The 23,777-nt window shown below is 63.2% G+C and carries 38 protein-coding genes; 2 read left to right on the top strand and 36 right to left on the bottom strand.

Annotation, left to right across the window (positions count from 1 at the left end; all coding sequences use genetic code 11):
* Positions 1–46 precede the first annotated feature (46 nt).
* The 14 genes from EG885_RS10460 to rplO all read right to left on the bottom strand — a co-directional run bounded on the left by EG885_RS10460 (position 47) and on the right by rplO (position 11,053).
* On the bottom strand, positions 47–760 hold the full coding sequence (locus tag EG885_RS10460) for an ATP12 family chaperone protein (protein WP_131574425.1): 714 nt from the start codon (positions 758–760) through the stop codon (positions 47–49).
* On the bottom strand, positions 757–1,428 hold the full coding sequence (locus EG885_RS10455; RefSeq protein ID WP_131574424.1) for an HAD-IA family hydrolase: 672 nt from the start codon (positions 1,426–1,428) through the stop codon (positions 757–759). The genes EG885_RS10460 and EG885_RS10455 overlap by 4 nt, the downstream gene beginning before the upstream one ends.
* Positions 1,425–2,480 (bottom strand): RluA family pseudouridine synthase, encoded by a 1,056-nt coding sequence (locus tag EG885_RS10450; RefSeq protein WP_131574423.1) that lies wholly within the window; start codon positions 2,478–2,480, stop codon positions 1,425–1,427. The genes EG885_RS10455 and EG885_RS10450 overlap by 4 nt, the downstream gene beginning before the upstream one ends.
* Positions 2,477–2,851 (bottom strand): fluoride efflux transporter CrcB, encoded by a 375-nt coding sequence (gene crcB / locus EG885_RS10445; RefSeq protein WP_131574422.1) that lies wholly within the window; start codon positions 2,849–2,851, stop codon positions 2,477–2,479. The genes EG885_RS10450 and crcB overlap by 4 nt, the downstream gene beginning before the upstream one ends.
* 32 nt (positions 2,852–2,883) lie before the next feature.
* Positions 2,884–4,200 carry a replication-associated recombination protein A gene (locus tag EG885_RS10440; protein ID WP_131574421.1) on the bottom strand — a complete coding sequence of 439 codons (1,317 nt, stop codon included), beginning with the start codon at positions 4,198–4,200 and terminating at the stop codon, positions 2,884–2,886.
* A gap of 44 nt (positions 4,201–4,244) precedes the next feature.
* Entirely contained in the window at positions 4,245–4,835 is a 591-nt protein-coding gene (locus EG885_RS10435; protein WP_131574453.1) for an acyl-homoserine-lactone synthase, read from the bottom strand.
* Positions 4,836–4,896: 61 nt separating this feature from the next.
* Positions 4,897–5,508, bottom strand: coding sequence for a helix-turn-helix transcriptional regulator (locus EG885_RS10430; protein ID WP_131574420.1), 612 nt, complete (start codon positions 5,506–5,508; stop codon positions 4,897–4,899).
* Between the two features lie 282 nt (positions 5,509–5,790).
* The gene (gene rplQ / locus EG885_RS10425) at positions 5,791–6,210 is read right to left on the bottom strand and encodes a 50S ribosomal protein L17 (protein ID WP_131574419.1); all 420 of its coding nucleotides are present in this window, start codon (positions 6,208–6,210) and stop codon (positions 5,791–5,793) included.
* Positions 6,211–6,321: 111 nt separating this feature from the next.
* Complete coding sequence (locus EG885_RS10420) at positions 6,322–7,338, bottom strand: DNA-directed RNA polymerase subunit alpha (RefSeq protein WP_131574418.1); 1,017 nt, start codon at positions 7,336–7,338, stop codon at positions 6,322–6,324.
* Between the two features lie 114 nt (positions 7,339–7,452).
* On the bottom strand, positions 7,453–7,842 hold the full coding sequence (gene rpsK, locus EG885_RS10415) for a 30S ribosomal protein S11 (protein ID WP_042247912.1): 390 nt from the start codon (positions 7,840–7,842) through the stop codon (positions 7,453–7,455).
* Between the two features lie 12 nt (positions 7,843–7,854).
* Positions 7,855–8,223, bottom strand: a complete 369-nt coding sequence (rpsM, locus tag EG885_RS10410) for a 30S ribosomal protein S13 (RefSeq protein ID WP_131574417.1) — start codon at positions 8,221–8,223, stop codon at positions 7,855–7,857.
* A gap of 155 nt (positions 8,224–8,378) precedes the next feature.
* The gene (locus EG885_RS10405) at positions 8,379–9,026 is read right to left on the bottom strand and encodes an adenylate kinase (RefSeq protein WP_131574416.1); all 648 of its coding nucleotides are present in this window, start codon (positions 9,024–9,026) and stop codon (positions 8,379–8,381) included.
* A 69-nt stretch (positions 9,027–9,095) separates the two neighbouring features.
* Positions 9,096–10,466, bottom strand: coding sequence for a preprotein translocase subunit SecY (gene secY / locus EG885_RS10400; protein WP_131574415.1), 1,371 nt, complete (start codon positions 10,464–10,466; stop codon positions 9,096–9,098).
* A 107-nt stretch (positions 10,467–10,573) separates the two neighbouring features.
* Positions 10,574–11,053: a 50S ribosomal protein L15 gene (rplO, locus tag EG885_RS10395; RefSeq protein ID WP_131574414.1), complete on the bottom strand. Its 480-nt coding sequence runs from the start codon at positions 11,051–11,053 to the stop codon at positions 10,574–10,576.
* A 232-nt stretch (positions 11,054–11,285) separates the two neighbouring features.
* On the opposite strand from rplO, the gene EG885_RS10390 reads away from it, so the two are divergent.
* Positions 11,286–11,912: a hypothetical protein gene (locus EG885_RS10390; protein WP_131574413.1), complete on the top strand. Its 627-nt coding sequence runs from the start codon at positions 11,286–11,288 to the stop codon at positions 11,910–11,912.
* On the opposite strand, the gene EG885_RS10385 is transcribed toward EG885_RS10390, so the two are convergent.
* From EG885_RS10385 to EG885_RS10280, 22 genes are all read right to left on the bottom strand, one after another.
* Complete coding sequence (locus EG885_RS10385) at positions 11,909–12,589, bottom strand: hypothetical protein (RefSeq protein WP_131574412.1); 681 nt, start codon at positions 12,587–12,589, stop codon at positions 11,909–11,911. The two genes, EG885_RS10390 and EG885_RS10385, sit on opposite strands and share 4 nt — an antisense overlap.
* 184 nt (positions 12,590–12,773) lie before the next feature.
* Entirely contained in the window at positions 12,774–12,959 is a 186-nt protein-coding gene (gene rpmD / locus EG885_RS10380; RefSeq protein ID WP_131574411.1) for a 50S ribosomal protein L30, read from the bottom strand.
* A 12-nt stretch (positions 12,960–12,971) separates the two neighbouring features.
* On the bottom strand, positions 12,972–13,562 hold the full coding sequence (rpsE, locus tag EG885_RS10375; RefSeq protein ID WP_131574410.1) for a 30S ribosomal protein S5: 591 nt from the start codon (positions 13,560–13,562) through the stop codon (positions 12,972–12,974).
* Between the two features lie 116 nt (positions 13,563–13,678).
* Complete coding sequence (rplR, locus tag EG885_RS10370; protein WP_045982153.1) at positions 13,679–14,038, bottom strand: 50S ribosomal protein L18; 360 nt, start codon at positions 14,036–14,038, stop codon at positions 13,679–13,681.
* Positions 14,039–14,050: 12 nt separating this feature from the next.
* A complete protein-coding gene (gene rplF, locus EG885_RS10365) occupies positions 14,051–14,584 on the bottom strand; it encodes a 50S ribosomal protein L6 (RefSeq protein WP_131574409.1) in 534 nt (177 codons plus the stop codon).
* 10 nt (positions 14,585–14,594) lie between these two features.
* Positions 14,595–14,987 carry a 30S ribosomal protein S8 gene (rpsH, locus tag EG885_RS10360; protein ID WP_131574452.1) on the bottom strand — a complete coding sequence of 131 codons (393 nt, stop codon included), beginning with the start codon at positions 14,985–14,987 and terminating at the stop codon, positions 14,595–14,597.
* 16 nt (positions 14,988–15,003) lie between these two features.
* The gene (gene rpsN / locus EG885_RS10355) at positions 15,004–15,309 is read right to left on the bottom strand and encodes a 30S ribosomal protein S14 (RefSeq protein ID WP_131574408.1); all 306 of its coding nucleotides are present in this window, start codon (positions 15,307–15,309) and stop codon (positions 15,004–15,006) included.
* Positions 15,310–15,328: 19 nt separating this feature from the next.
* Complete coding sequence (gene rplE / locus EG885_RS10350) at positions 15,329–15,889, bottom strand: 50S ribosomal protein L5 (protein WP_131574407.1); 561 nt, start codon at positions 15,887–15,889, stop codon at positions 15,329–15,331.
* The gene (rplX, locus tag EG885_RS10345) at positions 15,889–16,194 is read right to left on the bottom strand and encodes a 50S ribosomal protein L24 (RefSeq protein ID WP_131574406.1); all 306 of its coding nucleotides are present in this window, start codon (positions 16,192–16,194) and stop codon (positions 15,889–15,891) included. The genes rplE and rplX overlap by 1 nt, the downstream gene beginning before the upstream one ends.
* Positions 16,194–16,562, bottom strand: coding sequence for a 50S ribosomal protein L14 (gene rplN / locus EG885_RS10340; RefSeq protein WP_022708219.1), 369 nt, complete (start codon positions 16,560–16,562; stop codon positions 16,194–16,196). Before rplN ends, rplX begins: the two co-directional genes overlap by 1 nt.
* Positions 16,563–16,640: 78 nt before the next feature.
* A complete protein-coding gene (gene rpsQ / locus EG885_RS10335) occupies positions 16,641–16,886 on the bottom strand; it encodes a 30S ribosomal protein S17 (RefSeq protein ID WP_131574405.1) in 246 nt (81 codons plus the stop codon).
* A gap of 12 nt (positions 16,887–16,898) precedes the next feature.
* Positions 16,899–17,105 carry a 50S ribosomal protein L29 gene (gene rpmC, locus EG885_RS10330; protein ID WP_131574404.1) on the bottom strand — a complete coding sequence of 69 codons (207 nt, stop codon included), beginning with the start codon at positions 17,103–17,105 and terminating at the stop codon, positions 16,899–16,901.
* Positions 17,106–17,309: 204 nt separating this feature from the next.
* On the bottom strand, positions 17,310–17,723 hold the full coding sequence (gene rplP, locus EG885_RS10325; RefSeq protein ID WP_042247870.1) for a 50S ribosomal protein L16: 414 nt from the start codon (positions 17,721–17,723) through the stop codon (positions 17,310–17,312).
* Positions 17,724–17,735: 12 nt separating this feature from the next.
* On the bottom strand, positions 17,736–18,446 hold the full coding sequence (gene rpsC, locus EG885_RS10320) for a 30S ribosomal protein S3 (RefSeq protein ID WP_131574403.1): 711 nt from the start codon (positions 18,444–18,446) through the stop codon (positions 17,736–17,738).
* Positions 18,446–18,826, bottom strand: a complete 381-nt coding sequence (gene rplV, locus EG885_RS10315; RefSeq protein WP_131574402.1) for a 50S ribosomal protein L22 — start codon at positions 18,824–18,826, stop codon at positions 18,446–18,448. The genes rpsC and rplV overlap by 1 nt, the downstream gene beginning before the upstream one ends.
* 5 nt (positions 18,827–18,831) lie before the next feature.
* Complete coding sequence (gene rpsS, locus EG885_RS10310; RefSeq protein ID WP_131574401.1) at positions 18,832–19,110, bottom strand: 30S ribosomal protein S19; 279 nt, start codon at positions 19,108–19,110, stop codon at positions 18,832–18,834.
* A gap of 3 nt (positions 19,111–19,113) precedes the next feature.
* Positions 19,114–19,953: a 50S ribosomal protein L2 gene (gene rplB, locus EG885_RS10305; protein WP_131574400.1), complete on the bottom strand. Its 840-nt coding sequence runs from the start codon at positions 19,951–19,953 to the stop codon at positions 19,114–19,116.
* A gap of 95 nt (positions 19,954–20,048) precedes the next feature.
* The gene (locus tag EG885_RS10300; protein WP_131574399.1) at positions 20,049–20,345 is read right to left on the bottom strand and encodes a 50S ribosomal protein L23; all 297 of its coding nucleotides are present in this window, start codon (positions 20,343–20,345) and stop codon (positions 20,049–20,051) included.
* On the bottom strand, positions 20,342–20,962 hold the full coding sequence (rplD, locus tag EG885_RS10295; RefSeq protein WP_131574398.1) for a 50S ribosomal protein L4: 621 nt from the start codon (positions 20,960–20,962) through the stop codon (positions 20,342–20,344). Before rplD ends, EG885_RS10300 begins: the two co-directional genes overlap by 4 nt.
* The gene (gene rplC, locus EG885_RS10290; RefSeq protein WP_131574397.1) at positions 20,959–21,852 is read right to left on the bottom strand and encodes a 50S ribosomal protein L3; all 894 of its coding nucleotides are present in this window, start codon (positions 21,850–21,852) and stop codon (positions 20,959–20,961) included. The genes rplD and rplC overlap by 4 nt, the downstream gene beginning before the upstream one ends.
* 11 nt (positions 21,853–21,863) lie before the next feature.
* The gene (gene rpsJ, locus EG885_RS10285) at positions 21,864–22,172 is read right to left on the bottom strand and encodes a 30S ribosomal protein S10 (RefSeq protein WP_042247848.1); all 309 of its coding nucleotides are present in this window, start codon (positions 22,170–22,172) and stop codon (positions 21,864–21,866) included.
* A gap of 319 nt (positions 22,173–22,491) precedes the next feature.
* Positions 22,492–23,364 (bottom strand): DUF533 domain-containing protein, encoded by an 873-nt coding sequence (locus EG885_RS10280; RefSeq protein ID WP_131574396.1) that lies wholly within the window; start codon positions 23,362–23,364, stop codon positions 22,492–22,494.
* A 280-nt stretch (positions 23,365–23,644) separates the two neighbouring features.
* Here EG885_RS10280 and EG885_RS10275 point away from each other — a divergent pair.
* Positions 23,645–23,777 (top strand): GTP-binding protein (locus tag EG885_RS10275; RefSeq protein ID WP_242679605.1); only part of this gene is annotated, 133 nt, incomplete at its 3' end.

The raw sequence follows: 23,777 nt of genomic DNA, 5'->3' as shown, positions 1-23,777 counted from the left end.
ATACAAGTTCACACGTCAAGAACCCCTTCCGGGATTGACGCCGCTTTCAACCGCGACGGGACAGATGGAACAGCTGCTCTGCCCGCGCTATGGACAGGCGGCGGCCCTCTGCGGCCTCGATGGCCTCGTCATCGGCGCCCCAACGTTCGGCCTGAAAATCCTCGTCGATGCGGGACAGGCGATGCGCCTCGGCCGCGTCGATGCGGCCATGCACGACCGCCAGCCCCAGAATCAGCGAGCCGGGGATGGTGACCAGATCATGCAGCGCGGTCAGCGCATACAGGTCTAGCCTGTCGATATGCGCGCGCAAACGGGCCAGCGCCGCCGGATCCTGCGGGACGGGAATCACCCCATGAGTGACCCGCAGCGGGGCGCCCAGATCGGTCGCCGCCCAATCCAGCAGCGGATCCCAGCCCTCGGCCTGCCGGTCGATCAGAACCTGCGGTTCAGTTGCCCGATAAGACAGCAGGTCTGTGCCTCCATATTCAGCAAGCATGGAAGCGACGCCATCGGCCTGCGGCGCGACCTTCTCGACCGCCGAATTGGCGGCGCGGGTCAGCGGCATGGTCCGGGGATCGATCAGATCCTGCTGGGCCCGCCATTCATCGGCCACCGCCAAGGCCAGCGGTTCGGTTGGCAGGACCAGCCGGTGCTTGCTGGGCGTCATCAACTGGCGGTCGTCCAGCAGGATGGCAAAGCCGTCATCCTCGGGGCGCAGGGTGACGGTCGTCCAGAACCGCCGCGCTTTCCATTCGCTCATCGGGTGGCCTCCGTGCCCGCCCAGCCTTCGATGGCCTGCGTCAGGGCGGCGAAATCATCCAGGATCTGCGCCGCGCCCGCGTCCTGCAGCGCATGGACCGGGTGATAGCCCCAACTGACGCCAAAGCCCGCCAGCCCGGCGGCCCGCGCCATTTCCATGTCAAAGCTGGTATCGCCGATCATCACCGCCTGCGCGGCGTCCATGCCGGTGTCCGACAGGGCCTGCCACAGCATCGCGGGATGCGGCTTGGACGGGTGCCCGTCCGCCGTCTGCAGGCTGACAAAGCGACCCTGCAGCCCATGCGCCTCGATCATCGCGTCCAGACCGCGCCGCGATTTGCCCGTGGCAACGGCCAGCAGCAGATCGTCGCGCGCGGCCAGCCGGTCAAGGCATTCCATCGCGCCGGGATAAAACGGCGCCGCATGATCCAGCCGCGCCCGCATGAAGCTGTCCTTATAGCCCGCCACGATCCGCGCCTGCGTCGCCGCATCGGCCTGCGGGGCCAATTGCGCGATGGCCACGGGCAGCGACAGTCCGACGATGGACAGAACCTGTTCCTTGGGCAGGGGCGCCAGCCCCGCCTGTTCGAACCCAAAGGTCATCGCGTGATGGATATGGGTCTGACTGTCGATCAGCGTGCCGTCGACGTCAAAGATGACCAGCCTCATTCGACCTCCGCGAATGGATCGTCGGGCACGTCGTTTTCATGCCAGCCGACGGATTTCCAGGTCCGGCCCATATGTTCGGGCAAAGGCGCGGTGATGGTCATGCGTTTTTTGGTGATCGGATGGTCAAAGCTGATGGACCGCGCATGCAGGTGCAGCTTCTTGCTGATCTCTCCGCCCAGCTGGGCACCCCAGCCATCGCCCAGATTCTCCTGCCCCGAGCCGCCATATTTGCCATCACCCACGATCGGGTGGCCCAGCTCGGCCATATGGGCGCGTAGCTGATGGGTGCGCCCGGTGATCGGCACCAGCGCGCACCAGCTGGCCCGCGTGGCCAGCGCATCGAGGACCGCGTAATCGGTGGTGGCGCGCTTGGCACCCTCGGTCTTGTCGATGTCGCGGGGATGGATGGCCATCATCTTTTCATTGTCGCCGCCGCGCCCCGAGCCGCCCTTGACCAGACCATAGCGGATCGTGCCCATCCGCGGATGCGGCACCCCCGCCACGGCGGCCCAATAGATCTTGCGCGTGGTGCGCGACCGGAACGCCTCGGACAAGGCCCGCGCCACGCGGTCGGTGCGCGCCAGCAGCAGCACGCCCGAGGTGTCCTTGTCCAGCCGGTGCACCAGCTTGGGCCGTTCCTTGAACCCGAACAGCAGCGCGGTGGTCAGCCCGTCCACATGACGCCCGCCCAACCCGCTGCCGCCCTGACTGGGCAGACCGGGGGGCTTGTTCAGCGCGATGATATGTTCGTCCTTCCACAGGACAGCGGCCTGGATCATCTCCTCGTCGCTGTCGCTGACGCGGGGGCCAAGCGGGCGTTCAGGGCGTTCCGGCATGTCGCCAGGTTCGGGCAGCGGCGGAACGCGCACCGCCTGCCCCGCAGCGATCCGGGTGGCGGCCTTGACGCGGCCGCCATCGACGCGCAGCTCTCCCTTGCGGCACATCTTCTCGATGGCCACCTGCGACAGCTGCGGAAAACGTTTCTTCAGCCAGCGGTCAAGGCGCATCTCTGCGTCGTCATCGCCTACGATGATGGTCTGCACGGCGCTCATGCCCAAAGTCCTCGTCCAACGGCCAGACCCGCAATCACCGCAACCAGCGACAACAGGACCGACACCAGAATATAAAAGCCCATCCCCCAGACCTGACCGCGTTCCCACAGGGTCAGCGCGTCCAGCGAAAAGGCTGAAAACGTCGTGAATCCACCCAGAAATCCCGTCAGCAGCAGCGGAGCGTAATGGTTGCCCAAGCGTTCCGCCAAGGCAATCGCCAGCAGCCCCATCAGAAAGCTGCCGACGATATTGACCAAAGCGGTGCCGATGGGAAAGCCCGGCCCGTGCCACGCAATCGCGCGATAGACCGAATAGCGCGCCACCGCGCCGACCGAGCCGCCGATGGCGACCTGAAGGAAAGGATTCATCATCGCCAGTCTCTTGTGACCGGGCGGGCGCAAAGTCAACTGCCGCGCTTCAGCCGCTGGCTGACGAACCAGTCCAGACGGCGTTTCAATTCCCGTTCAAAGCCGCGTTCGACCGGGACATAAAGAACCGGACGCTTCAGCCCGTCGGGGAAATAATTCTGGCCGCTGAACCCGTCGGTGGCGTCATGATCATAGGCATAGCCCGTGCCATAGCCCTGATCCTTCATCATCTGCGTCGGCGCGTTCAGGATATGGGCGGGGGGCATCAGGCTGCCGGTGCGCTTGGCCTCGGCCCGCGCGTTCTTATAGGCGGCGTAACCGGCGTTCGATTTCGGCGCCAGCGCCAGATAGATCACCGCCTGCCCCAAAGCCAGCTCGCCCTCGGGCGAGCCGAGGCGTTCGTACAGCGCCCAGGCATCCAGACAATGCCGGGCTGCGGCGGGATCGGCCAGACCGATATCCTCGATCGCCATGCGGGTGATGCGGCGGGCCAGATAGCGGGGATCCTCGCCCCCTTCCAGCATCCGCGCCAGCCAGTACAGCGCCGCGTCGGGATCGCTGCCCCGCACCGATTTGTGCAGAGCCGAGATCAGGTTGTAATGTTCATCCCCCGACTTGTCGTATTTTGCCGCCCGCTTCATCAGCCGCTGCGCCAGCGTGTCGGGGTCGATGGGGCCGTTGACCTTCCACGCCGCCACCTGCTCGATCAGGTTCAGAACCGCGCGGCCATCCCCATCGGCCATCTCCAACAGCGCGTCGCGGGCCTTGGCGTCCAGCGGCAGCTTGCGCCCCAGCTCTCGTTCGGCGCGTTGGGCCAGCAGCTCCAGCTCGGCAAGGCTCAGGCGTTCCAGAACGATGACCTGCGCGCGCGACATCAGCGCGGCGTTCAGCTCGAACGAAGGGTTTTCGGTCGTAGCGCCGACCAGAAGGATGGTCCCATCCTCCATATGCGGCAGAAAGCTGTCCTGCTGCGCCTTGTTGAAGCGATGGATCTCATCCACGAACAGCAGCGTCGCACGGCCTTGCGTCCGGCGCAGGCGCGCGGCGTCGAACACCTTGCGCAGGTCGGGTACGCCGGTGAAAATCGCACTGATCTGCACGAAGGCCAGATCGGTCTCATCCGCCAGCAGCCGCGCAATGGTGGTCTTGCCCACCCCCGGCGGCCCCCAGAGGATCAGCGAGGACAGGCTGCCCGCCCCCAGCATCGCCCCAAGCGGGCCGTCCGGGCCCAGCACCTTGGCCTGCCCGATGACCTCGGACAGGCGGGTGGGTCGGATGCGGTCGGCCAAGGGACGGGGCGCTGCGGGGGGCGGCGCGCCCGGTGGCGATGGGGTGTCGAACAGATCGGCCATGACGGCTCCCGTCTCGGGCGGCTGGTGCCGGTTCCCTGCGGGGTTTAGTGCATCTTGGCGGTCAGGTCGATGGCGACGCATTGGAACTGGCCATCATCGATGGTCATGTGCGGACCGATCGCCTCGGCCGTCAGACCGCAGCGGCCGTACCAGCGCGGCCAATGCGACCCGGTCAACGCGATCAGCCGGGTGGCGCCCATGTCGCGGGCCGATCCGGTCATCGCCTCGACCATCGCGAAATGCACCTTGCGACGATAGATCTGCGGGATCGAATGGCTGACGAACACGCGCGAGCATTCCCAGACATGCGGATCGACCGGCGCCTTGTCATACAGCAGATCCTGCGGGATCGAACCGCCCAGAACCCCCTCTTGCGCGTCGCGGATCATATAGGAATAGATCCCGCACCGGGCCGAGGTCGGCGTCAGCCGGATGCCTGCCAGCACCTGACCCTTGTCGTGGATCGCGATCCAGCGGCTTTGCGGGGTGTCGTACTGGTCGAACTCCATATCGTCCGACTCGGGCAGATCCCAGTTCTTCTGAACGATAAAGCTTTGCTTGCGCGCCCGGAACAGGTTGGCGAACAGCTCGCCGTGATTGTGAAGGTTGGAAAAGGACAACGTCGTCGTCTGCATCATCTGCTCCAGGGGGGGGTATGAGGGCACCCGGATCGACCACCCGGCGATCAGGGCCAGGTCAAAGTAGCCGGTATTCCTTGGCCCTTTGCAGCGCTTCGGCTGTCGTTCGCGCCTTCAGACGCTCCCGGACAGAAATCAGGCGCGCCTTGAAAGCACTTTCGGTAATGCCCAGTTTCGCCGCCGCCGCCGCGTGACGATCGCCCTGCGCAATGCAGCGCAGCGCCTCTTTCTGGGCCTTGGTCAGGCTGGCGGGCGGTTCGGTGATCTGGTGCAGATGCTGAACGGTCGTCGCGATATCGTCGATCTCGGCATCGGTGAACTCGCGGTCGCCGCGTGCGAACGAGGCGATGGTGCGCGAAGCGATCGGCCCATGCGAAAAGGTCAGGCCATAAGTCAGTCCGTGCGACGCCGCATCGCGCAGGATGTTGAACGGATCGGGGATGGGCAACGCAGACCAGCGGCACGACCCGGTGGTCGAAAATCCCCAGGCAATCGTCGGGTCACGCAGCGCATAGGCGTTCTTGGAATAGAATTCCGACCATTCCTCGGGATAGGTCTGGAACTGCATCAGCGGCGCGGCAAAGCGGATGTGCAGGCCCAAGAAATAGCCGGCCTGGGCAATCTTGCCCAAGCTGCGAAGTCCGGAATTGATATCGGCGCGTGATGACATGGCTTTTTAGATATATTGCTGTCGTTGCGGTCAATGTCCAATGTCGATTCGCGAAAATTTTCTTAACAAATGGCAACGTGTTGTCGCGAACGTGTGGACAATCAGCGATCCCGACAACAGGTGACGCAACGTCACGTTCCGACTGTTTATGTCTGCATCAAAAATAGGGATCCACACCCGTCGGCAAAAGGTAAGGAAACCCATAGGTTCAGCCCCTGAACGAAAAGACCCCGCCGCGAGAATCGCAGCGGGGCCGAATCAATCCGGTCGAATGACGCGGGATCAGTCTTCCAGCGCGTATTCTGCTTCCAGACGGGCGCGGTCGGCGGCCCCTTTGGCGGTGGTGTCGCGGTCGACCAGTTCGATGATCGCCATCGGCGCCATGTCGCCATAGCGGAAGCCGGCCTTCATGATGCGGACATAGCCGCCCTGACGGTCCTTGTAGCGCGCGCCCAGCACGTCGAACAGCTTGGCGACATGCATGTCCTGCTTCAGCTGCGCATCGGCCTGACGGCGCGCATGCAGATCGCCGCGCTTGGCCAGCGTGATCAGCTTTTCGACGATCGGACGCAGTTCCTTGGCTTTCGGCAAGGTGGTCTTGATCTGTTCGTGCTCGATGAGCGAGCCCGACATGTTGGCGAACAGCGCCTTGCGGTGTTCGTGGGTCCGGTTGAGGCGGCGATAGCCGCGAGCGTGACGCATGATGATCTCCTACAGCGTGTTTTGCTTTGTCCGGCAGCCCATGCGTGCGGGCCACTCTCCTTGGGGCAGATGCCCGGCAGTCCCGGCGGGGGTTGCCCCCCACCGTATCCCTCAGAACTGGTCGTCGAAACGCTTGGCCAGATCTTCGATGTTCTCCGGCGGCCAGTCGACCACGTCCATGCCCAGATGCAGGCCCATGCCCGACAGCACTTCCTTGATCTCGTTCAAGGACTTGCGGCCAAAGTTCGGGGTCCGCAGCATTTCCGCTTCGGTCTTCTGGATCAGATCGCCGATATAGACGATGTTGTCGTTCTTGAGACAGTTGGCCGAACGGACCGACAGCTCCAGTTCGTCAACCTTCTTCAGCAGGCGCGGATCGAATTCCAGACCGTCATCGCTGTCCTGACGGGTGGCCGATTCCGGCTCGTCAAAGTTCACGAAGACGGACAGCTGGTCCTGAACGATGCGTGCGGCATAGGCCACGGCATCCTCGGGGGTCAGCGAGCCATCGGTTTCGATCTTCATCGTCAGCTTGTCATAGTCCAGCACCTGCCCCTCGCGGGTGGGCTGCACTTCATAGCTGACGCGCTTGACCGGCGAAAAGATCGCGTCGATCGGGATCAGCCCGATGGGCGCATCCTCGGGACGGTTCTTGTCGGCGGCGACATAGCCCTTGCCCGTCTGCACGGTCAGTTCCATGTTCAGCTCGGCCCCGTCATCCAGATGGCAGATGACATGGTCGCGGTTCAGAACGGTGATGCCAGCGGTCTCGTGGATGTCGCTGGCCTTGACCTCGCCCGGGCCTTTTGCGGACAGCGTCAGCCGCTTGGGGCCTTCCACATCCATCTTCAGCGTGACGCCTTTCAGGTTCAGCACGATGTCGGTAACATCCTCGCGGACGCCCGCGACGCTGCTGAATTCATGCAGGACGTTGTCGATCTGGACCGCGGTGATGGCACCGCCCTGCAGCGACGACATCAGCACGCGGCGCAGCGCGTTGCCAAGCGTCAGGCCGAAGCCCCGCTCCAGCGGCTCGGCAACCAGGGTTGCCGTGCGGGTCGCGTCAGCGCCCGGCTTGACGACCAGCTGGGTCGGCTTGATCAGTTCGGCCCAATTCTTGTGGATCATGAATTTTCCTCCATACCTGTTCCCCGCCCATGTCCAAGGCCGGAAACGCCCGAGGTGAAATGCGAATGTCCGGCCCCTGCTGGCATGCGGGGGCCGGTCAATGATGATCCGGTGTCAGACGCGCCGACGCTTGGGCGGGCGGCAGCCGTTATGGGCGATCGGCGTCACGTCACGGATGGCCGTGATGTTGAAGCCGGCAGCGGCCAGCGCGCGCAGCGCCGATTCGCGGCCCGAACCGGGGCCCTGAACTTCGACGTCCAGCGTGCGGACGCCATGTTCCTGCGCCTTGCGGCCGGCGTCTTCGGCAGCCATCTGGGCGGCGTAGGGGGTCGATTTGCGCGACCCCTTGAAGCCCATCGTGCCAGCCGAGGACCATGCGATCGCATTGCCCTGAACGTCGGAAATCAGGATCTTGGTGTTGTTGAAGCTGGAATTGACATGAGCAACGCCGGTGGCGATGTTCTTGCGTTCCTTGCGCTTCATGCGGGTCTTGTCACGTGCCATATCGCTTGCCCCTTATTTCTTCTTGCCGGCGATCGGCTTGGCCGGGCCCTTGCGGGTGCGCGCATTGGTATGCGTGCGCTGGCCACGGACCGGAAGGCCGCGACGGTGACGAAGGCCGCGATACGAGCCCAGATCCATCATGCGCTTGATGTTCATCTGAACTTCGCGGCGCAGGTCGCCCTCGACGGTCAGGTTGGCATCGATGTATTCGCGGATGGACAGAACCTCGGCATCCGACAGATCATTGATGCGACGGGCGCGGTCGATGCCGACGGCCTCGCAGATCTGTTCGGCAAACAGCGGACCGATGCCGTGGATATAGGTCAGCGAGATGGGGACACGTTTCCCCGTTGGGATGTTTACGCCAGCAATACGAGCCACGCGTTTTCCTTTTCAGTTGCGGTTCCGTAACGCCGGAACCTTTTTTCACAACGCAAGGCCCGAAAGCTGTGCCTTCGGGCCAAATCGATGGTGCACCCGAAACCCGGGTGATTCTCTTGCGAGATGCTGTGACTTATCGGCAGATCACATCAAGGTCAAGTGTCCAGCGCCTGCGCGATCCAGGCCGCGACCTGATCCATTTCGGCCAGCCCGTCGACCTGCGTCAGCCGGTCCTTGGCATAATAGTATCCGATCAGCGGAGAGGTCTTCTTGTAGTATTCCAGCAGCCGGGTCTTGAGGCTGTCGGCATTGTCGTCCGCACGCCGCACCATCTTGTCAGACCCGCAGACATCGCAGACGCCCGGCACCTTGGTCGGGCGGGTTTCGTCGTGATAGACTTCGCCGCAGCTGCCGCAGGTGAAACGGCCGGTGATCCGGCGCACCAGCGCCTCGTCATCGACCTGCATCTCGATCACGGCGTCCAGCTGCATGCCCGTTTCGGCCAGCAGCTCACCCAAGGCATCGGCCTGCGGCAGGGTGCGGGGAAAGCCGTCAAAGATGAAGCCCTGCCCACCCGCCGACAGATGTTCGCGGATCAGGCCGATGACGATGTCATCGGTGACCAGTTCGCCCCGGTCCATGACGGCGGCCACGCGCTTGCCCATCTCGGTCCCCGAGGACCGGGCGGCCCGCAGCATGTCGCCGGTGGACAGCTGGACCATGCCCCGGTCCTCGACCAGACGGCGGGCCTGCGTGCCCTTGCCTGCCCCCGGCGGTCCCAGCAGGATGATATTGATGGTCATGGCATGTCCCCCTCAGGCTGGCCTTTTTGGCCTTGTCAGCGTCTGTCGTTCAGCTTTCTGCGGCGCCCCTCAGCGCCGCGTCGGTGTGCGGCGCGGCTTGGGCGTGCCCGGCTTGCGTTTGCCGCGCAGCTGCGATTTCTCGATCAAGCCTTCATATTGGTGGGCCAGCAGGTGGCTTTGCACCTGATTGATCGTGTCCATCGTCACCGAGACCACGATCAGCACCGAGGTGCCGCCCAGATAGACCGGGATCGAGAACTGGTCGCGCAGGATCTCGGGCATCAGACAGACCAGCGCCAGATAGCCCGAGCCGATCACCAGCAGCCGGTTGACCACATAGTCCAGATATTCCTGGGTGCGTTTGCCCGGACGGATGCCCGGAATGAAACCGCCCTGGTTTTTCAGGTTCTCGGCCACGTCATCCGTCTTGAACGACACGTTCTGGGTATAGAAATAGGTAAAGAAGACGATCATCGCTGCGAAGAACAGCAGATACAGCGGCTGGCCGGGACCGAAATAGGCCAGCACGACCGACATGATCGGCCCCGCCTCGTTCCCCGAAAAGGTCGAGATGGTGATCGGCAGCAGCAGCAGCGAGCTGGCAAAGATCGCCGGGATCACGCCTGCGGGGTTCACCTTGACCGGCAGATGGCTGGTCTGGCCGTCATAGACCTTCATGCCGACCTGACGGCGGGGATACTGGATGCGGATCTTGCGCAGCGCCCGTTCCATGAAGACAACAAAGGCGATGATCGCGACCAGCATGACGATCACGAACAGGATCACCGGGGTCGAGATGGCACCCGTCCGGCCCTGCTGGAAAAAGTTCGCCAGCGCCGCCGGGATTTCCGCCAGAATGCCGACAAAGATGATCAGGCTGATGCCGTTGCCGACACCGCGCGCGGTGATCTGTTCGCCCAGCCACATCAGGAACATGGTGCCCCCGACCAGCGTGATGACGACCGATGCCTGAAAGAACAGCCCCGGCTCATGCGCAAGGCCACCGGCCTCAAGGCTGCGGGCCAGACCATAGGCCTGAAACAGCGCCAGCAGCACGGTGCCATAGCGGGTGTACTGGTTGATCTTCTTGCGGCCCTGCTCGCCCTCTTTCTTCAGCTGCTCCAGCGTGGGCACCATCGAGGTCAGCAGCTGGACGATGATCGAGGCCGAGATATAGGGCATGATGCCAAGCGCAAAAACGCCCATCCGCCCAAGCGCGCCGCCGGTGAACATCGACAGCATGCCGCCGATCCCCGTGGACGCCTGTTCCATGAAGTTGCGCAGCGCGGCGCCGTCGATCCCCGGAACGGGGATATAGGTGCCGATGCGATACATGATCAGCACACCGATGGTGAACCAGATTCGCTGGCGAAGTTCCGTGGCCCGGCCAAGCTGCCCCCAGGAGAGGTTCGCGGCCATCTGTTCTGCGGCTGACGCCATGCTGTTCCGTCCCGTGTCATGACAGCGCCGCCGACCCGTTTTCCGGGGACGGCGGCGCCTGAAAACCTAGTTGCTATCTATGGGGCAGGAAAGCCCCGTTCAACAGCTTATTCGGCAGCAGCCGCCGCTTGTGCGGGCAGCTGAACCTTGCCGCCGGCCTTCTCGACCGCCTCGATGGCGGTTTTCGACGCGCCGGTGACGGTGATGGTCATCGCGCCCTTCAGTTCGCCCTTGGCCAGCAGACGGATGCCGTCCAGCTTGCGGCGCACCAGTCCCGATGCGACCAGCCCGTCTTCGGTCAGCTCGGCCTTGCCGTCGATCTTGCCCAGATCGATGAAGCCCTGGATCTGGCCCAGGTTCACGACGGCGTAATGTTTCGCATTCGGCTTGGTGAAGCCGCGCTTGGGCAGGCGGCGATACAGCGGCATCTGGCCGCCTTCGTATCCGCCGATGGCGACGCCCGAACGGGACTTCTGACCCTTGATGCCGCGGCCTGCGGTCTTGCCCTTGCCCGAACCGGGACCACGCGCGACGCGTTTCTTGGTGCGGTTCGCGCCATCATTGTCGCGGATTTCATGCAGTTTCATGTCGCTTCTCCTTTGCCGGACACACCCTCGAAGCGAAACAGGGGGACACGGCTTGTCTTGATTGATGAATCACTGTGCCAGCGGGCACCGGCGGGCTATACGCGCAAACCCCGCCGCATTCAAGCGATCAGCCACGGGGCCTGCGCAATCATCCCCCTACACACCCTTGTGTCTTGAGTGCGGCGCGCCGCTTGCTACTGCAAGGCGAGCACCGATCCCGAAGGCCCCGCCCATGTTCCGACCCCTTTGTCTTGCCATTGCCCTGCTGACAGCCCCCGCAGCCCCCGCGCTGGCGCAGGATGCCGAGCCGACCTTCTGCACGGCGCGCATCAACAACCGCGACGTGGTGATGGGCTTTGACAAGGCCGAGGCGCGCCTGTCCGAGAATTATTCCCGCCGCGAACAGCTGGCCGCCCGGGTCGGCCGGGGCGAGGCCTGCCCCAGCTATGTGGTCCTGCGCAGCCTGACACCCGAACTGAACGACGAAGAGCGTGGCCCCTTTTGTCTGCGCCATGACGAGGACAGCGAATCGGTCATCGGTTATGATCTGGGGCCGCGCGATGCCTATGGCCGCTGCGAACAGCCCTCGGGCGTCTGCCAGCGCGTGAACCGTACCCGCGATGCCTCGGTCGCCATCGCCGGGGCTGCGGCGCGGCGCAGCTTTCAGGGGGTCGAGACGGTGGCCGGATCGAAATCCGGCGCGGTGATTCTGTCAGGCTCGGCGGCGACCATCAGCAGCGCGCTTGGCTCGATCGGCGGGGCGGCGGCGGCAGTCGCCTCGGCCCCTGCAGTGATCGCGGGTGCGGCGGTCAGCGTGGTCGCGGTCGGCGGCGCGGTCTATGCCTGCGGCGGCGGCTAGAATTCCAGCCAGCCACCCAGCCTGACCGACCGTTCGGCAGGACCGTGCAGGGGCTGAACCAGCCCCAGCTCGATCATCACCGGCCCACCGGGATCGACGACCACCGACGAGGCCAGCTTGGCCGTCCCCTGCCCCTCTCGCGGCGCCTCCAGCCACAGGCTGTTGATCACCATCAGCCGGTCGGTGGGCCGCAGGCCAAGGGTCAGGTCGGTCTTGATCGTGCTGTCGGTGATGCGAAAGGCCGGGGACTGTTGCGCCGCATCCATCCCTCCGGTCACACGGATCAGAACCTGCCCGGTCATCCAGCCCTGCCCCAACTGGTGGTCAAAGCCCCTCCCCCAGGCCAAAGCACCCTGCGCCACCGGCCGCATCTGACCGTCGCGGCGGATCGCGCCCAGCCCGCTGGACAGGCTGAACCGGTTCGGCCCGGTCCCATCATCCAGCGCCCGCTGCGCCCAGATCACCGCGCTGGCCTCACCCAGATCGGTGCGGCCCAGTTCGAGCCCAAGGGTCACGCGCGCGGAAAGCCCGTATTCGCCGTAAAGCCCGGTATAGCGGCTGCCCTGCCGATCGCGCTCGGCCGAGATCGACAGAAAGGTCTGACCCGCCTCGCGCGGCCAAGGCCCGGCGACAGCCGTCAGGGGCAGCAGCATCAGGATCAAGGCGGATCGGATCATCAAGGGCCATCATGCGTCGGTCATGCTGAGGACCAACCTATGGCAACCCATGGTTATGCGCGATACCCTATCGCGCGGCAATGACCCGGATGCCCAGCCACGGGGCAGATGACATGCGAAAGGGCCGGGATCGTCATCCCGGCCCTTTCCAAATGAAACGGGGCGCCGCAGCGCCCCGGTCAGATCACTTCTTTTCTTCGATGATCGTTACAAGATGCGAGATCTTGTTGACCATGCCGCGCACCGATGGAGTGTCCTCCAGCTCGCGCGTGCGGTTCATCTTGTTCAGGCCCAGACCTTTCAGCGTCGCGCGCTGAATGGCCGGACGGCGGATCGGAGACCCGATCTGCTTGACGACGATGGTTGCCATAAGACGTTCTCCTTACGCGTCGACGGTTTCGACAGCGGCTTCAGCCGGCTTGTCGGACGAGTTCGACGTCGAGGGCAGGATGTCGGCCACTTTCTTGCCGCGACGCTGCGCGACCGAACGGGGGCTCGATTCCTTTTTCAGACCGTCGATGGTGGCGCGGATCATGTTGTAGGGGTTCTGCGACCCCTGCGACTTGGCCACGACGTCCTGAACGCCCAGCATCTCGAACACGGCACGCATCGGGCCGCCTGCGATGATGCCGGTACCCGGAACGGCCGTGCGCATGATCACCTTGCCGGCGCCATGACGACCTTCGATGTCATGGTGCAGGGTGCGGCCGTCGCGCAGCGGCACGCGGATCAGGCCGCGCTTGGCCTGCTCGGTCGCCTTGCGGATCGCCTCGGGGACCTCTTTGGCCTTGCCCTTGCCGAAACCGACGCGGCCGCGCTGATCGCCCACGACGACCAGAGCTGCAAAGCCAAAGCGCTTGCCGCCCTTGACGGTTTTGGACACACGGTTGATGGCAACCAAGCGGTCCTGGAATTCCGGGTTTTCGTCGCGGTCGTTGCGACCGCCCCGGCGATTGTTGTCACGTTCTGCCATGAGGCATTCCTTATACGCGGGCGCGCGCTGCGCCGGTGATGTCGATCGCGGTGGGCCGCCTTTCGCAAAAGGCAGGCCCCCGGATCATCGGGGCGGCGGAACCGCCGCCCACAGGATCAGAACTTCAGACCACCCTCACGGGCGGCGTCGGCCAAAGCCTTGACCTTGCCGTGAAAGATGAAACCGCCACGGTCGAACACGACTTCTTCCACGCCAGCGGCTTTCGCACGCTCGGCGATGGTCGAACCGATCTTGGCCGCAGCCTCGACATTGTTCTTGCCGATCAGGCCCAGGTCTTTCTCCAGCGTGCTGGCCGAAGCCAGGGTCACGCCTTTGAGGTCGTCGATCACCTGCACGAAGATATTCTTCGAAGACCGGTGGATCGACATGCGCGGACGTCCATTCGACATCGCGCGCAGCTTGTTCCGAACGCGCAGGCGGCGCTTCTGGAACAGCTCTTGCTTTTTCAGTGCCATTTCATGCGCCCCTTACTTCTTCTTGCCTTCCTTGCGGAAGACGAACTCGCCCTTGTAGCGGATGCCCTTGCCTTTATACGGCTCGGGCTTGCGCCACTCGCGGATGTTCGCTGCGACCTGGCCAACAAGCTGCTGGTCCATGCCTTCCACAACGATTTCGGTCTGCTTCGGAGACGAGACCGTGACGCCCTCGGGCACCGCGAAGATCACGTCATGCGAATAGCCAAGGGCCAGTTTCAGGTCCTTGCCCTGCATGGTGGCGCGGTAACCCACGCCCTGGATTTCCAGCTCTTTCTTGAACCCGGTGGACACGCCCACGGTCAGGTTCTCGATCATCGAGCGGGACATCCCCCATTGCTGGCGCGCACGTTTGGACGTTCCGCGCGGCTTGACCGCGACGAAACCGTCTTCCAGCACCAGATCCACATCATCGGTCGCCGTAAAGCTGCGGGCGCCTTTCGGGCCCTTCACTTCGATGGTCTGACCTTTGATCTCGGCCGTCACGCCCTTGGGCAGTTCGACCGGCTTCTTACCAATACGAGACATCTTGCCCTCCTTAGAACACGGTGCAGAGGACTTCGCCGCCGACATTGGCAGTGCGAGCCGCTGCATCCGACATGACGCCCTTAGGAGTCGAGACGATCGAGACGCCCAGACCCTGACGGACCTGCGGGATTTCCTTGACGCCGGTATACACGCGGCGGCCAGGCTTGGAGACACGCGACAGCTCGCGGATAACCGGGCTGCCGTCATGATATTTCAGACCGATTTCCAGCTCTTTGTGGCCTTCGGTCGTGGTCACTTCCTCGTAGCCGCGGATGTAACCTTCGGTTTTCAGCACATCCAGAACCCAGGCACGAAGCTTGGAAGCGGGGGTGCGGACGGTCGATTTGCCACGCATCTGCGCATTGCGGATGCGGGTCAGCATATCGCCGAGAGGATCGTTCATCATCTTGTGTGCCCCCTTACCAGCTGGACTTGACCAGGCCGGGGATCTGACCGAGCGAGCCGAGCTCGCGCAGCATGATCCGCGACAGTTTCAGTTTGCGGTAATACGCATGCGGACGACCGGTCAGTTGGCACCGGTTGTGCAGGCGCGTCGCCGACGAATTGCGCGGCAGTTCGGCCAGCTTCAGCGTGGCCTTGAACCGCTCTTCCATCGGGCGGGACTGGTCCTTGATGACCTCGTTCAACTCAGAACGCTTTGCGGCGTACTGCTTGACAAGACGCTCGCGCTTTTTCTCGCGCTCGACCATGGATTTCTTTGCCATTATCTCTTTCCCTCCGCGATCAGCTGGTGAACGGCATGTTGAAATGCTTCAACAGCGACTTCGCTTCCGCGTCGGTCTTCGCGTTGGTGCAGATGATGATGTCCATCCCCAGAACTTCGTCGACCTTGTCGAAGTTGATTTCCGGGAACACGATGTGTTCTTTCAGGCCCATCGCATAGTTGCCGCGACCATCGAACGAGGTCGGCTTCACGCCGCGAAAGTCGCGAACGCGGGGCAGTGCGATGTTGATCAGGCGGTCAAGAAATTCATACATCTTGTCGCCGCGCAGGGTCACCTTGCAGCCAAGCGGCATCTCTTCACGCACGCGGAAGCCGGCGATCGACTTCTTGGCATAGGTGATGATGGCCTTTTGACCGGCGATCAACGACAGCTCATCAGCAGCCTGCTTGACCTTCTTGGTGTCTTTCACGGCTTCGCCGACACCCATGTTCAGGACGATTTTGTCCAGACGCGGGATCTGCATGTCGTTCTTATAGCTAAATTCTTCCTTCAGCGCGGCCTTGATCGTCTCTTGGAACACCGCGCGCAGGCGGGGCGTGTACTTTGCGTCGTCCAGCATCAGATCACGTCTCCCGTGGTCTTGGCAAAGCGGACCTTGCCGCCGTCTTCCATGCGGAAGCCGACGCGGGTTGCCTTGCCGTCCTTGTCCATCAGCGACAGGTTCGACAGATCGATCGGCATGGCTTTCGCCACGCGGCCGCCCTGGCTGTTCTGGGACTGCTTGGTGTGGCGGATGGCGACATTTACGCCGTCCACGATGGCCTTGTTGTCCTTGGGCATGACAGAGGTGATTTCACCCTGCTTGCCCTTGTCCTTGCCGGCCAGCACGACGACCTTGTCGCCTTTTTTCAGCTTGGCAGCCATTACAGCACCTCCGGCGCAAGCGAGATGATCTTCATGAAGTTCTTCGCGCGCAGTTCGCGCACGACCGGCCCGAAAATACGGGTACCGACCGGCTCGCCCTGATTGTTCAGGATGACGGCGGCGTTGCGGTCGAAGCGGATGGAGGTGCCGTCTTCACGGTTCACTTCCTTGGCGGTGCGAACGACGACGGCCTTGCGGACGTCCCCCTTCTTCACCCGGCCCCGAGGGATGGCTTCCTTGACGGACACGACGATGATGTCGCCCACCGACGCATAGCGACGGTGCGAACCACCCAGGACCTTGATGCACTGAACCCGGCGAGCGCCCGAGTTATCAGCAACATCCAGATTGGTCTGCATCTGGATCATTTGGTTTCTCCCGACCTTTGGGGACCGGCCTCGCCGACCCCAGGGTTTCGATCATTTCTGATCTGTGATGATGGACTTTTAAGCCGAAGCCGTTTCGTCCGTCAGGACAGTCCAGCGTTTCGTCTTCGAGATCGGGGCACATTCGACGATGCGAACGAGATCACCGATCTTGAACTGGTTCTGCGCGTCATGCGCGCGGTATTTCTTGGACGACCGCACGATCTTGTGCAGCACGGGATGCTTGAAGCGGCGCTCGACAGAAACAGTGATGGTCTGTTCGTTCTTGTCGCTGGTGACGCGGCCTTGCAGAATACGTTTGGGCATGACCGGGGCTCCTTAGTTCGAGGCCGCGGCAGCTGCCGCTTTCTGATTCAGAATCGTCTTCACACGGGCAACCTCGCGACGGACGACACGCATCCGTGCGGTGCTTTCCAGCTGGCCGGTGGCCTGCTGGAACCGCAGATTGAAGGCTTCTTTCTTCAGCGCAACCAGCTGATCCTTCAGCTGGTCGGGCGTTTTCGTCAGCAATTCTTTGGCGTCCATGACGCGTCTTCCTTTCAACATCACCGGAGAGCCCCTGTCGCCAGGGCCACCCTGATTCCGGTGGAGTTTCGTGATGAAGGCCTGCGCATACAGGCCCGAAGGCCCGATTGCAACCCTTTTCCCGGGGGCCCGGCAAAAGGAAACCCCGCCGGCTGCCCGGCGGGGTCTTGGGGTCATCAGGCTGCCTGCGGACAGGCGGCGCGATTACCAGTCTTCGCGTGCGACGATGCGGGTCAGAACCGGCAGTTTCATCGCACCAAGTCGCAGGGCCTCACGCGCAATAACATCGTTCACGCCGTCGATCTCGAACATGATCCGGCCGGGGTGAACCCGGGCGGCCCAGAAATCGACAGAGCCTTTGCCTTTACCCATCCGCACTTCGGTGGGCTTGGACGAGACCGGAACGTCCGGGAATATCCGGATCCAGACCCGGCCCTGACGCTTCATGTGGCGGGTGATCGCGCGGCGGGCCGCTTCGATCTGCCGCGCGGTCACACGCTCGGGCTCGGTGGCTTTCAGGGCGAAGGAACCAAAGTTCAGGTCGAACCCGCCCTTGGCTTCGCCGTGAATCCGGCCCTTGTGCTGTTTGCGGAACTTGGTCCGTTTCGGTTGCAGCATGTTTTCTACTCCTTACCGGGCGTCGCGGCGCGGGCCACGGGGCGCGGGACCTTCCTGAGCCTCGGCAGTGCGGCGATCATGGGCTTGGGGATCATGTTCCATGATCTCGCCCTTGAAGATCCACACCTTCACACCGATGATCCCGTACGGGGTCGTGGCTTTGGACAGTGCATAATCAATATCGGCGCGCAGCGTGTGCAGCGGCACACGACCTTCGCGATACCATTCGGTCCGTGCAATCTCGGCACCGCCAAGACGACCCGCGACGTTCACGCGGATGCCCAGGGCCCCCATGCGCATCGCGTTCTGGACCGAGCGCTTCATGGCGCGGCGGAAGGACACCCGACGCTCCAGCTGCTGGGCGATCGATTCGGCGACCAGCTGCGCATCGACGTCGGGCTTGCGCACTTCGACGATGTTCAGGTGCAGCTCGCTGTCGGTAAAGTTCGCCAGCTTCTTGCGCAGGGTTTCGATATCCGCGCCCTTCTTGCCGATGATCACACCGGGGCGTGCTGCGTGAATGGTCACGCGGCACTTCTTGTGGGGACGCTCGATGATGACGCGGCTGATGCCGGCCTGCTTGGCTTCCTTGTGGATGAAGTCCCGGATCTTCAGGTCTTCAAGCAGCAGATTGCCATAGTCCTTGTCGTCGGCGTACCAGCGGCTGTCCCAGGTGCGGTTGACCTGAAGACGCATGCCGATCGGATTGACCTTCTGACCCATTATGCTTGCTCCTCGACTTGGCGCACCTTGATGGTGATTTCCGAAAACGGCTTCATGATCTTGCCGAAGCGGCCACGTGCCCGCGGACGGCCACGCTTCATCACCAGGTTCTTGCCGACCCAGGCCTCGGCGACGACCAGATTGTCGACGTCCAGACCGTGGTTGTTCTCGGCATTCGCGATGGCCGATTGCAGGCATTTCTTCACGTCACCAGCGATGCGCTTGTGCGAGAAGGTCAGGTCCGACAAAGCTTTGTCGACCTTTTTGCCCCGGATCAGCTGTGCGACCAGGTTCAGTTTCTGCGGCGAGGTGCGAAGCATCTTCGTCTTGGCGAAGGCCTCGTTCTCCGCCACGCGGCGCGGATTGTTTTCCTTACCCATGGCGATTACTTCCTCTTCGCTTTCTTGTCGGCCGCGTGCCCGTAATAGGTGCGCGTGGGCGAGTATTCGCCGAATTTCTGACCGATCATCTCTTCGCTGACATTCACCGGGATATGCTTGTGCCCGTTATAGACAGCAAAGGTGAGACCGACGAATTGCGGCAGGATCGTGGAACGACGCGACCAGATCTTGATGACCTCGGACTTGCCGGATTCCTTAACCTTTTCCGCTTTCTTGAGCACATAGGCGTCAACAAAGGGGCCTTTCCAAACAGAACGTGCCATGGATCAACGCCCCTTCTTTTTCGCGTGGCGCGAACGCAAGATATACTTGTCGGTCGCCTTGTTGCTGCGGGTCTTCTTGCCCTTGGTGTCTTTACCCCAGGGCGTGACCGGCGTGCGGCCACCCGACGTGCGACCCTCACCACCACCATGCGGGTGGTCGATCGGGTTCATGGCGACGCCGCGAACGCTTGGGCGGATGCCCTTGTGGCGGTTGCGACCGGCCTTGCCGAGGTTCTGGTTAGAATGGTCGGCATTCGACACGGCACCGATGGTGGCCATGCATTCCTGACGGACCAGACGCAGCTCGCCCGAGGACAGGCGGATCTGGGCATAGCCGCCATCGCGACCGACGAACTGGGCATAGGTGCCAGCCGAACGCGCGATCTGACCACCCTTGCCGGCCTTCAGCTCGACATTGTGGACGATCGTGCCGATCGGCATGCCGCTGAAGGGCATGGCGTTGCCCGGCTTCACGTCGACCTTGGCGCCGGCGATGATCTTGTCACCGATCGCCAGACGCTGCGGCGCCAGGATATAGGCCTGCTCGCCGTCTTCGTATTTCACCAGTGCGATAAAGGCGGTGCGGTTGGGATCGTATTCGATCCGCTCGACGACCGCTGCCATGTCGAACTTGGTGCGCTTGAAATCGACGATGCGATACAGGCGTTTCGCGCCACCGCCTTTGCGGCGCATGGTGATCCGTCCGGTATTGTTCCGGCCGCCCTTCTTGGTCAGGCCCTCGGTGAGGGTCTTGACGGGGCGTCCTTTCCAAAGCTCCGAACGGTCGATCAGAACCAGCCCACGCTGGCCAGGCGTCGTCGGTTTATACGACTTCAATGCCATCTTTCTGTCTTCCGTTGCTTTGGACCGAGGTGGTCCGTTTCAGTCAAATGCGGCAGCCCCGGACAAGGCCGGGGCTGCCAGATCGCGTCCGGTTATCAGAGGCCGGTCGAAACGTCGATGCTGCTGCCAGCTTCCAGCGTCACATAGGCTTTCTTGACGTCGCTGCGACGGCCGGGCTGGCCGCGAAAGCGCTTGGTCTTGCCTTTGGTGATGGTGGTGTTGACCGCCTTCACCTTGACGCCGAACAGAGCCTCGACGGCCTGCTTGATCTGCGGCTTGTTGGCCGATTTCGCCACCTGAAACACGACGCCGTTGTTCTCGGACGTCATGGTGGCTTTCTCGGTGATGATCGGCTTGACGATCACGTCGTAATGTTCAGCTTTCGCGCTCATTTCAGACGAGCCTCCAGAGCTTCGACACCGGCGCGCGTGATGACCAAGGTGTCACGCTTGAGGATGTCATAGACGTTGGCGCCCATCGACGGCAGGATATCCACGCCTTCGATGTTGCGCGCGGCACGGGCAAAGTTCTCGTTCACTTCGGCACCGTCGATGACCAGCACGCGCTTCCAGCCATTCTCGCGAACGGCCTTGGCGACGGCGGCGGTCTTGGCATCGGCGAGGTTCAGATCCTCGATGATCACCAGCTCGCCCGCCGTGGCTTTCGCCGACAGCGCATGACGCAGACCCAGAGCACGGACCTTTTTCGGCAGATCGAAGGCATGCGACCGCGGGGTCGGGCCTTTGTAGACGCCGCCCTTGCGGAAGATCGGCGCCTTGCGGGACCCGTGGCGTGCGCCGCCGGTGCCCTTCTGGCGATAGATCTTCTTGGTCGAATAGCTGACCTCGGACCGGCCAAGCACCGAATGGGTGCCGGCCTGCGCCTTGGCATGCTGCCAGCGCACGACGCGCTGCAGGATGTCGCCGCGCGGTTCCAGACCAAAGACGTCGTCCGACAGGTCGATCGACCCGGCAGCGCCGCTATCCAGCTTGATCACATCAAGTTTCATTGCTTGTCTCCTTCCGGCGCGGCGTCGTCTTCGGCCACCGGATCCGCATTCGGATCGGCTGCGTCCTTGTCCGACTTGATCGAAGCTTCGGCCTCGGCCAGCGCGGCAGCTTCCTGCTCGGCGGCCAGACGGGCGGCCTCCTCGCGGGCAGCCTCTTCCTCGGCCGCGGCAGCGGCAGCGGCCTCTTCGGCCATACGCTTGGCTTCATTGGCGGCCGAGCGCAGGGCTGCCGGATAGATCAGGTTCTCGGGCGAGGCTTTCTTGACCGCGTCCTTGACCGTGACCCAGCCACCCTTGGAACCGGGAACCGAACCCTTGACCATGATCAGACCACGGTCGGCATCGGTACGCACGACCTGCAGGTTCTGCGTCGTCACGCGGACGGCGCCCAGATGGCCGGCCATCTTCTTGCCCTTGAAGACCTTGCCCGGATCCTGACACTGACCGGTCGAACCGTGCGAACGGTGGCTGACCGACACACCGTGCGAGGCGCGAAGACCGCCAAAGTTGTGACGCTTCATGGCGCCCGCAAAGCCCTTACCGATCGAGATGCCCGCGATGTCCACGAACTGACCAGCAAAATAATGATCCGCGGTGATTTCCTCACCGACATTGATCAGGTTTTCTTCGGCCACGCGGAATTCCACGATCTTGCGCTTGGGCGCGACCGAGGCCTTGGCAAAGTGACCGCGCATCGCGGCGGTCGTGCGCTTGACCTTGGCCGTGCCTGCGCCCAGCTGGACGGCGGTGTATCCGTCGGTCGCAGCGGTGCGCTGTGCGATGACCTGAAGGCCGTCCATCTGCAGAACGGTGACGGGAACCTGACGGCCATCCTCGAGGAACAGACGCGTCATGCCCAGCTTTTTGGCGATGATACCAGTACGCAACATGATTTCGCTCCTCAGACTTTGATCTCGACATCCACGCCGGCGGCGAGGTCGAGCTTCATGAGGGCGTCAACGGTCTGGGGGGTCGGATCGACGATGTCCAGCAGACGCTTGTGCGTGCGGATTTCCCACTGGTCGCGCGACTTCTTGTCGATGTGCGGACCGCGAAGGACGGTGAATTTCTCGATCTTGTTCGGCAGCGGAATGGGGCCGCGAACGGTCGCGCCGGTGCGCTTGGCGGTATTGACGATCTCTTGGGTGCTGGCATCCAGCACACGATAGTCGAACGCCTTCAGCCGGATCCGGATATTCTGGCTTTGCATGTAACGACATCCCTCTTGCGGGGAGTTCCAGTCGAGAGGCTGACGGCGCACCATGCGGCGCCAGCATCGGACCGTAAAAAATGACATCAGGCCGCCCCGGTGGGTGGCGGCCCGACTGATGATCACCGATTCGCGAAAAAACAGGGCGCACCGGTGACGATTGCGCTGCCTTAACGGCTTCCCCCGCCCGGGTCAACAGCCCCGGCACCCCAGACCCGCACGGAGACGGAAAACCGCACCCCTTCATCTTGGCGGGAAATATCCCGGGGGGAATCGCCGTCAGGCGATGGGGGGCTGGCCCCCCTGCCTTTCCCCGGGATCAGGCATTGTACAGCGGCATCACCCCCGCTTCGCGGTGAATGTCGTTCACCGCCGCCCGGTCAAGCTTCATCGCTCCGGCCAGTTCGTTCAGATAGCGCGCCTCGGCCTCGCTGTCGAAATCGATGGCCAGCAGCGACATCAGATAGACCTGCCGCTCCATCCCCTCGGGGATCTCGCGGGCCAGCGCTGCCGCATCGACCGGTGCGGCCATCTGGTCGCGGATGAACTGACGTTCCTCCTCGTCCAGATCGTCGCCCAGATGGCCCATCAGGCGCTGACGTTCCGCATCGTCGATGGTGCCGTCCGACTTGGCCGCCTGGATCATTGCGCGCAGCATCAGCCCGGCCATCTCGTTCTGTTCCGGCGTGGGCGCAGTCTGCGGCTCGCCGTCATGGGCCAGCGCATCGTCAAAGAGCGCGCCAAAGCTGGCCTGATTGCTGGGCTGCGAATCCTTTCGCGCCAGATGGCCGACCGCACGGCCCGCCGCAGCGCCGCCCAGAAGCCCGCCCAGCATCTGTCCCAGCCCGCCACCCGACGTGCTGCCGGTCGTCGCTCCACCACGCTGTCCGCCCAGACTGTCCAGCAGCCCGCCAAGCGATCCACGCCCCGAGCCGCCCGAGCCGGACATGCCACCGCCGCCAAGCGCCCGGCCCAGCATCTGCTGCAGCCCGCCGCCCGACAACCCGCCGCCCGTGCTGCCGCCCAGACCCGAGCCGCCGCTGCTGTTATTGCCCAGAAGGTTGTCCAGCAAACCGCCGCCGCCGCTGCGGCCCGACGGCCTGCCGCCCTGCTGGTTGTTCATCATCGTGCCGATTCCCTTGGCAAGCATCACACCGGCGGCGACCTTGGTCAGACTTTTCATCAGGCTCATGGGAAAGACCTCTCCAGAATTGCGCAGCGGACCTGTTATCCGTCTGTCTCGGCTGAAAACGGCGACCATGCCCCCGCGGTTCCGCCCCCCGGTTCCCCCGCCGCACGGCACAGGCGCTTAAGGGGCATGCGTCCGATGACACCGCCCCACATTCCCCAAGTCCCATTCCCTTTGCCCCGCGCGTTCCGGCCCTTGATTTCCCCGCCTGCGGCTTATACATCGCGGCGCACGTCAATTCCGGGGCCGTCTCAGCCATGCCCCGCTGATCCAGGAGGCCCAGATGGCAAAGGCAAAGTTTGAACGGAACAAACCGCACGTCAACATCGGCACGATCGGCCATGTTGACCACGGCAAGACGACGCTGACGGCGGCGATCACCAAGTATTTTGGCGAATTCCGCGCCTATGACCAGA

Origin of the sequence: Paracoccus nototheniae (assembly GCF_004335005.1) — a bacterium.
GTDB lineage: Bacteria > Pseudomonadota > Alphaproteobacteria > Rhodobacterales > Rhodobacteraceae > Paracoccus > Paracoccus nototheniae.
Note: the sequence above shows the minus strand (reverse complement) of the source record. Positions and strands in the feature narration are given on the sequence as shown.

Bases quoted from the DNA above. Each gene is read 5' to 3' on its own strand.
- EG885_RS10460 (WP_131574425.1), bottom strand. From the start codon at position 760: ATGAGCGAATGGAAAGCGCGGCGGTTCTGGACGACCGTCACCCTGCGC.
- EG885_RS10455 (WP_131574424.1), bottom strand. From the start codon at position 1,428: ATGAGGCTGGTCATCTTTGACGTCGACGGCACGCTGATCGACAGTCAG.
- EG885_RS10450 (WP_131574423.1), bottom strand. From the start codon at position 2,480: ATGAGCGCCGTGCAGACCATCATCGTAGGCGATGACGACGCAGAGATG.
- crcB (WP_131574422.1), bottom strand. From the start codon at position 2,851: ATGATGAATCCTTTCCTTCAGGTCGCCATCGGCGGCTCGGTCGGCGCG.
- EG885_RS10440 (WP_131574421.1), bottom strand. From the start codon at position 4,200: ATGGCCGATCTGTTCGACACCCCATCGCCACCGGGCGCGCCGCCCCCC.
- EG885_RS10435 (WP_131574453.1), bottom strand. From the start codon at position 4,835: ATGCAGACGACGACGTTGTCCTTTTCCAACCTTCACAATCACGGCGAG.
- EG885_RS10430 (WP_131574420.1), bottom strand. From the start codon at position 5,508: ATGTCATCACGCGCCGATATCAATTCCGGACTTCGCAGCTTGGGCAAG.
- rplQ (WP_131574419.1), bottom strand. From the start codon at position 6,210: ATGCGTCACGCTCGCGGCTATCGCCGCCTCAACCGGACCCACGAACAC.
- EG885_RS10420 (WP_131574418.1), bottom strand. From the start codon at position 7,338: ATGATCCACAAGAATTGGGCCGAACTGATCAAGCCGACCCAGCTGGTC.
- rpsK (WP_042247912.1), bottom strand. From the start codon at position 7,842: ATGGCACGTGACAAGACCCGCATGAAGCGCAAGGAACGCAAGAACATC.
- EG885_RS10405 (WP_131574416.1), bottom strand. From the start codon at position 9,026: ATGACCATCAATATCATCCTGCTGGGACCGCCGGGGGCAGGCAAGGGC.
- secY (WP_131574415.1), bottom strand. From the start codon at position 10,466: ATGGCGTCAGCCGCAGAACAGATGGCCGCGAACCTCTCCTGGGGGCAG.
- rplO (WP_131574414.1), bottom strand. From the start codon at position 11,053: ATGAAACTGCATGAAATCCGCGACAATGATGGCGCGAACCGCACCAAG.
- EG885_RS10390 (WP_131574413.1), top strand. From the start codon at position 11,286: ATGTTCCGACCCCTTTGTCTTGCCATTGCCCTGCTGACAGCCCCCGCA.
- EG885_RS10385 (WP_131574412.1), bottom strand. From the start codon at position 12,589: ATGATCCGATCCGCCTTGATCCTGATGCTGCTGCCCCTGACGGCTGTC.
- rpmD (WP_131574411.1), bottom strand. From the start codon at position 12,959: ATGGCAACCATCGTCGTCAAGCAGATCGGGTCTCCGATCCGCCGTCCG.
- rpsE (WP_131574410.1), bottom strand. From the start codon at position 13,562: ATGGCAGAACGTGACAACAATCGCCGGGGCGGTCGCAACGACCGCGAC.
- rplR (WP_045982153.1), bottom strand. From the start codon at position 14,038: ATGGCACTGAAAAAGCAAGAGCTGTTCCAGAAGCGCCGCCTGCGCGTT.
- rplF (WP_131574409.1), bottom strand. From the start codon at position 14,584: ATGTCTCGTATTGGTAAGAAGCCGGTCGAACTGCCCAAGGGCGTGACG.
- rpsH (WP_131574452.1), bottom strand. From the start codon at position 14,987: ATGAACGATCCTCTCGGCGATATGCTGACCCGCATCCGCAATGCGCAG.
- rpsN (WP_131574408.1), bottom strand. From the start codon at position 15,309: ATGGCAAAGAAATCCATGGTCGAGCGCGAGAAAAAGCGCGAGCGTCTT.
- rplE (WP_131574407.1), bottom strand. From the start codon at position 15,889: ATGCTGGACGACGCAAAGTACACGCCCCGCCTGCGCGCGGTGTTCCAA.
- rplX (WP_131574406.1), bottom strand. From the start codon at position 16,194: ATGGCTGCCAAGCTGAAAAAAGGCGACAAGGTCGTCGTGCTGGCCGGC.
- rplN (WP_022708219.1), bottom strand. From the start codon at position 16,562: ATGATCCAGATGCAGACCAATCTGGATGTTGCTGATAACTCGGGCGCT.
- rpsQ (WP_131574405.1), bottom strand. From the start codon at position 16,886: ATGCCCAAACGTATTCTGCAAGGCCGCGTCACCAGCGACAAGAACGAA.
- rpmC (WP_131574404.1), bottom strand. From the start codon at position 17,105: ATGGACGCCAAAGAATTGCTGACGAAAACGCCCGACCAGCTGAAGGAT.
- rplP (WP_042247870.1), bottom strand. From the start codon at position 17,723: ATGCTGCAACCGAAACGGACCAAGTTCCGCAAACAGCACAAGGGCCGG.
- rpsC (WP_131574403.1), bottom strand. From the start codon at position 18,446: ATGGGTCAGAAGGTCAATCCGATCGGCATGCGTCTTCAGGTCAACCGC.
- rplV (WP_131574402.1), bottom strand. From the start codon at position 18,826: ATGGGTAAGGAAAACAATCCGCGCCGCGTGGCGGAGAACGAGGCCTTC.
- rpsS (WP_131574401.1), bottom strand. From the start codon at position 19,110: ATGGCACGTTCTGTTTGGAAAGGCCCCTTTGTTGACGCCTATGTGCTC.
- rplB (WP_131574400.1), bottom strand. From the start codon at position 19,953: ATGGCATTGAAGTCGTATAAACCGACGACGCCTGGCCAGCGTGGGCTG.
- EG885_RS10300 (WP_131574399.1), bottom strand. From the start codon at position 20,345: ATGAGCGCGAAAGCTGAACATTACGACGTGATCGTCAAGCCGATCATC.
- rplD (WP_131574398.1), bottom strand. From the start codon at position 20,962: ATGAAACTTGATGTGATCAAGCTGGATAGCGGCGCTGCCGGGTCGATC.
- rplC (WP_131574397.1), bottom strand. From the start codon at position 21,852: ATGTTGCGTACTGGTATCATCGCCAAAAAGCTGGGCATGACGCGTCTG.
- rpsJ (WP_042247848.1), bottom strand. From the start codon at position 22,172: ATGCAAAGCCAGAATATCCGGATCCGGCTGAAGGCGTTCGACTATCGT.
- EG885_RS10280 (WP_131574396.1), bottom strand. From the start codon at position 23,364: ATGAGCCTGATGAAAAGTCTGACCAAGGTCGCCGCCGGTGTGATGCTT.